Annotated in this window: 3 protein-coding genes; all 3 read left to right on the forward strand. The window is 67.8% G+C overall.

Annotated features, from left to right (window positions below):
- The first annotated feature begins 247 nt into the window (after positions 1–247).
- On the forward strand, positions 248–1,270 hold the full coding sequence (locus tag VEG08_06885; GenBank protein HXZ27710.1) for a GNAT family N-acetyltransferase: 1,023 nt from the start codon (positions 248–250) through the stop codon (positions 1,268–1,270).
- On the forward strand, positions 1,267–2,760 hold the full coding sequence (locus VEG08_06890; GenBank protein ID HXZ27711.1) for a hypothetical protein: 1,494 nt from the start codon (positions 1,267–1,269) through the stop codon (positions 2,758–2,760). Before VEG08_06885 ends, VEG08_06890 begins: the two co-directional genes overlap by 4 nt.
- A 154-nt stretch (positions 2,761–2,914) precedes the next feature.
- The coding region (locus VEG08_06895) for a capsule assembly Wzi family protein (protein HXZ27712.1) at positions 2,915–4,807 on the forward strand (1,893 nt) is incomplete at its 3' end.

A 4,807-nucleotide genomic window follows, 5' to 3' on the forward strand; every position in this document is an offset into this window, starting at 1 on the left:
GCCGACCTGCTGTGGCGCAACGACTCCACCACCAGCGTGGTGGTGTGGACCATGAACGGGGCCACCAAGGTGGGCGCCGCCTTCGTCTCCACCAGCGTCGACCCCGCCTGGAAGATCGTCCCCTTCACCCACCAGTGAGGCCGCCGGCGATGACACAAAACGCTCGCTTGCCTTGAGGGCGCCAGGTCGACCACAATCCCGGGTGCAGGCTCTCCCGGCTGTGCGGTCGAACTCCTGAGAACGTCCCTTGAGCATCCGCTGCGAACGGTTCCGCGCCGAGCACCTCGAGGCATTGCAGAGACTCGCCCAGAGGGCGTTTCCCGAGCGCCCGAACACGCCCGAGTTCCTTCGCTGGCGTTATTTGGACCTCCCTGAACAGTTCGGCGAACTGGCGTTCGAGGGAGCGGATTGCGTGGCCATGTGCTGGGGCTTCGTACGCCCCTACCTGCTCGGGAACCGCAAGGTGCGGGTCATCGAGATCCAGGACTGGTATTGCCTGCCCGAGCACCGTGGCCAGGCGACGGGCGTCGCCCTGCTGCGCCGCGCCATGGAGGGCGAGGAGCCGACACTGACCTTCGGGGGCAGCCAACATACGGTAGCTATCGTCAGCAAGCTGGGGTGGACCCATCTGGGGGACGCGCATCACTTTGCTCTTCCGCTCTCTGCCCGCGTGCTGCGGGCGCGCCGGCGGCTGGGCTCCCTGGGTCGGCCGCTCGACTCCGCCGTTCAGTGGTGGTTCAAACCGGCTAGCCGGTCACCAAGGGGCGGAGAGGTGGCTTGGGGGCCGTTGGGCTCCGACCCGCCGCACCCTGATCCCTCGGGTGACCCGGCGGCGGCGCCGCTGATCAGCTCCCAAATGGCGCGGTGGCTGGCGGCTGGCGAGACCTTCTGCGGCCGGTACTTCGTGCACCGGTTCCTGGTGGACGGCAGCGAGCGCGGCTGGTCGCTGGCCCGCATCGTCGATACGGAGAGGCAGCGCATCGGCGTCATCCTCAGGACGCGAACGCAAGAGCCGGCGGCTGGTGCGAGGGAATGGATCCTGGCGGAGCTGCTGCGATGGCTTGCCGGCCAGGGCGTGGATGCGGTGCGCCTCACTGTGGCCGGCGCCGAAGAAGCCGCGGCCGTCCGCGGGTTGCGTTTCTTCTATCGAGGATCGAGCCCCATCCACAGCTACCAGCAAGGCAAGGCGGTCTCGTTCCCGCGGGTAGCGGTCGGCTACGACGTTTCCGACAAGCTTCTGCTCCCGCTGGCTGAAGGCGCGCGCCGATGAAGCACTTGCGCATCGAGGCGGTACTGGGCGAACGCATGCCGGCTTGGACGTTGCGTTCGGTGGAACTGCTGGAAGCCTCGGGGGCGTGTGCGCTCACTCGGGTGGGATCGCCACGCCGGCCCGACCAGGGCGGGCTGGCGCTGCGCTGCTTCCGCAAGCTCGACCGGAAGTTCTTTTTCCCGCGTCCCCACGCGCTCGATCAGCAGCCCGCGGCAGGCAAGCCGGCGGCCGAAGCGGGCCGGGAACACTCCGCAGCGGCAGACGTGGTCTTCGATCCCGCCAACCTTCTGGGCGCCGACTCGGCAGGGCTTGCGGGCAAGCGGCTTTGGCAGTACCAGGGTTGTGGGCCCGGCCTGGGGCTGCGCGAGGTGGCCGTCCTCGCTCCCTACGTGCGCATCGCGCTGGTGGAGCGAGCGCCGGGAGAGGAGATCACGCTGGCCGAGAGCACGGGCGAGCGGGACACACGCTCGATGGCGCGCACCCAGGACGCTCTGCTGTGGCGCGCCGCCGAGCTTCCCCTGCGGGTGGTGCGGCGCCTGGCGGCGGGAGCCGCGCCGCCCGGACCCATAGGGGCCCGGGACTTCGGAATCTCCGACCCCGGGTTGCTGGACGTTGCCCGGGCAGGCCTGCGCGTGGCCTCGCGCGTGATCACCGACCGGGCCCGGGACCGCCTGCGCCCGGCGAAGTGGTGCATCGGGTGGCAACCCAAGAGCGCCAAAGCGGACGTAACCACCATGAAGTGGCTGGTGGCTCCGCCAGGACGGTGCTGGGCCGATCCCTTTCCTCACGAGCACGGCCAGCATCGCGGGATCTTTCTGGAGGAATCCCCGGTCCCGATCGGACGAGGCTCGATCAGCTATCTTCCCTGGAACTTCGAGCGGCAGGACTGGGATGCCGCCCTGAGCGTACTGCGGGAGCCCTTTCACCTCTCCTACCCCTTCGTCTTCGAGCACGAGGGACGCGTCTACATGGTTCCGGAAAGCGCGGAAGCGGGGCAGGTAAGGCTGTACCGCTGCGACTGCTATCCGGGCGAATGGAAGCTGGAGCGCGTATTGCTCGACGGGATCATCGCCGTGGACAGCACCTTGCTCCAGCACCAAGGACGGTGGTGGCTGTTTGCCGCGGTCGCGGTGCCCCGCAGCCGGCCGGATGAGCTTTGTCTCTTCCACGCCGCCTCGCCGCTGGGTCCGTTCGAGCCGCACCCCCTGAATCCCGTGCTGTCGGATCTGCGCGCCGCTCGCCCGGCAGGGCGGATCTTCGTTGAGAACGGAATGCTGCTCCGTCCGTCGCAGGACTGCGCTGGGGGTTACGGGCGCGCGCTGGTCTTCAACCGTATCGTGGAACTCACTCCTGACCGCTACCGCGAAGAGATCATCCGGCGGATCGATCCCGGGTGGCAGCCGGAGGTCCGGACCATCCACACCTGGAATGAGTCGGCCAACCTCACCTGTATCGATTCCATCCGTTCCGTGAAGCAAAGCCGGTTTTGACAGGCCTCGAAAGAGGCCGCCCGCCAGGAGGGAGGCCCGAGATGGCCGCGGGAAGCGGTTTTTCAGACCATTGATCCTTCTGCTACCATTACCGGCCTGGCTCCTGGCCATCATGGGCACTCCCTCCTTGCTCCGGACTGTTTGGCTCGCGGCTGTGCTGGCGGGCAGCGGTGTCGCCGCCGTGGCCGCGCCAGCGGGGTCGTGGAGCGGCAGGAAGCCCACCGGATTCGCCGGCAAGGCCTGGCACGGGGCCGTGCGTGCGGCGGCGCGCCCCAGCGCCCTGGCGCCGGGTGAGCCTTCCCCGTTGGTGGGACGCGCTTGGGAGGAGTCGGTGCGCGAGGCGTACGGCGGGCCGGCCCCGGCCGCTTCCGCCGAAAGCTCCTCTGTACCGCCCCCGGCGGCCGCGCCTACCGCAGAGTCGGCCAGTGTGCAGGACCTCACCGACCACAGCATGTCGCTGAAGAAGGTCTTCCTCAATCTCCCCGGAGATCAGCGCGACATCTGGACCAGCCCCGCACGCTTTCATCCTCACGACCTGAGCTGGCTGCTTCCTCTGGGCGCCAGCACCGGGGGACTGCTGTACAGCGACCGGCACAACATGCTGCGGGAACAGTCCAATGCCCAGGCCATCAGCCGCAGCAACACCGTGGCCAATGCCGGGCTGGGCGCCATGCTGGCGGTGCCGGCCTTCCTGTATGTGGTGGGCTCCTACCAGGGGCGGCCGCGCTGGCGGGAGACGGGCTTGCTTTCTGCCGAGGCGGTGATCAACAGCGCAGGAGTCAATGAGGCCCTGAAAGCGGCGCTGGGAAGAGAGCGTCCCACTGCCACCGATGGGTTGGGGGACTTCTTTCAGGGGGCGAGCAACGCCTCCTTTCCCTCGATGCACGCGATGCTGAGCTGGACGGTAGCTTCAGTGATCGCTCACGAGTATCCCGGGCCGCTGACCAAGGCGCTGGTGTATGGGGGCGCGACCGCAGTGAGCATCGCCCGCGTCACCGGGCGGCAGCACTTTCCCGCCGACGTGATGGTGGGGAGCTTCGCGGGATGGCTGATCGGGAGGCAGGTCTACCGCGCGCACCATGATCCCGATCTGGACGACATGGACTTCGGGACTTTCGTGAACGACCATCCCGTGGACGCGGAGAAGCTGGGCTCGCCCTTCGTGCCGCTGGATAGCTGGGTCTATCCGGCGCTGAAGCGGCTGGCCGCGCTGGGCTACATCCGCACGCAGTTTCTGGGATTGCAGCCGTGGACGCGCCGCGAGTGCCTGCGCCAGACCGAGGAGGCGGCGGAGAATGCTGTGGACCTTCCCGCGGACTCCAGCGTGCAGAAGACCATCCGCGAGTTGCGGGCGGAGTTCAGCCGCGACGGGCAGCACTACGAGAGCGCGCAGCTCGATTCCATCTACACGCGCTATGGCCACATCAGCGGTACGCCGCTGCGCGACAGCTACCACTTCGGCCAGACCCTGTGGAACGACTACGGGCGGCCGTTCGACCAGGGCGACAACGTCATCGTAGGGGCGTCGGGAAGCGCCGTGGCGGGGCCGTTCTTCTTCTACGCCAGCGGCGAATACCAGCACGCGCCCGGACGCGGGCCTCTCACCCTGGCGCAGCGGACTCTGATCGCCTCGCTGGATTCCAATCCGGTGCAGCCCGCGACTCCGATCCCGACCACCGACCGCTTCGAGCCGATCGAGATGTATGCCGGGGTGCAACTGGGGTCGTATGCTCTGAGCTTCGGCAAAGAGAGCCTGTGGCTGGGGCCGGGGGAGAGCGCGCCCCTGATGCTGGGCGACAACCCCGATTCCATGTACATGCTGCGCCTGACCCGCATCCGGCCGCTGGTGCTGCCCTGGATCTTCAAGTATCTGGGCGAGATCAAGTCCGAGTTCCTGTTCGGCAAACTCTCGGGACACCAGTTCCCGGCGCGGCCTTTCTTCAATCTGCAGAAGATCAGCTTCCATCCCACGCCGAACCTGGAGATCGGATTCACCCGGGCTTCGGTGATGGCAGGAGTGGGCCATCCCTTCACCGCCCACAACCTG

The sequence above is a fragment of the Terriglobales bacterium genome (assembly GCA_035624475.1).
Classification (GTDB): domain Bacteria; phylum Acidobacteriota; class Terriglobia; order Terriglobales; family Acidobacteriaceae; genus DASPRL01.